At 68.4% G+C, this 668-nt stretch carries 2 protein-coding genes; both read right to left on the bottom strand.

Annotation, left to right across the window (positions count from 1 at the left end; all coding sequences use genetic code 11):
• On the bottom strand, positions 1-247 hold a 247-nt coding region (locus BZY54_RS46440), incomplete at its 3' end, for an SRPBCC family protein (RefSeq protein ID WP_208640972.1).
• A 1-nt stretch (position 248) separates the two neighbouring features.
• Positions 249-506 carry an acyl carrier protein gene (locus tag BZY54_RS46435; RefSeq protein ID WP_086731354.1) on the bottom strand — a complete coding sequence of 86 codons (258 nt, stop codon included), beginning with the start codon at positions 504-506 and terminating at the stop codon, positions 249-251.
• Positions 507-668: the final 162 nt, after the last annotated feature.

Here is a 668-nt window from a genome sequence, read left to right as displayed (position 1 = left end):
CCCGCCGGGCGTCGACGGTCAGCCTGGACCGGTCCGGCTCACGCTCGGAGACCCAGCTCCAGACCGTGCCGTTCTCGTCGGGGTGCATGGTCAGCCGGAAGGTGCACTTGTCGCCTTCCTGGGACAGGACCTCGGCGGAGGCGTACTCGCTGAACAGCTGCGGCCACTTCTCCACGTCGTTGGTCATGTCCCAGACCAGGTCCACGGGCGCGGCGATGGTGATCTCGTTCTCGGTGTGTCCGGCCATCTCAGGCTCCTGCCATAAGGGTGCTGTTGACGAGGTCGAGGAACTTCCGGGGCGTCTTGCAGCGCTCCGCGTCGGGCGGCATCGGCAGGCCGTGCCGGGTCTCCAGTTCGCCCACGATGCCGAGCAGCCCGAGCGAGTCGATGCCGAGCTCGTCGAAGCCCGTGTCGGGCCGGTCCGCCAGCTCCTGCGGGCTGACGGTGATGCCGGCCGCCTTCTTCATGAGTTCGGACAGTTCTTCCACGGTGATTCGGTCACTCATGCGGTTCCTCCTTGTTGCTCCCGGTCGCCCCGATCGGTTCGGGCGGCTCCCGGTCTCTCCCGGTGCCCGCTGCGGGGCAGTGGGTTTTTCAGGCTCGTTCGCCGTGCCGCAGCACCAGCGCCGAGTTCGAGCCCATGAGCCCCCGGCTGAGGACCAGCGCCG

Source organism: Streptomyces carpinensis, assembly GCF_002154505.1.
GTDB lineage: Bacteria > Actinomycetota > Actinomycetes > Streptomycetales > Streptomycetaceae > Streptomyces > Streptomyces carpinensis.
This window is presented reverse-complemented; position numbering and strand designations above follow the sequence as displayed.

Bases quoted from the DNA above. Each gene is read 5' to 3' on its own strand.
- BZY54_RS46435 (WP_086731354.1), bottom strand. From the start codon at position 506: ATGAGTGACCGAATCACCGTGGAAGAACTGTCCGAACTCATGAAGAAG.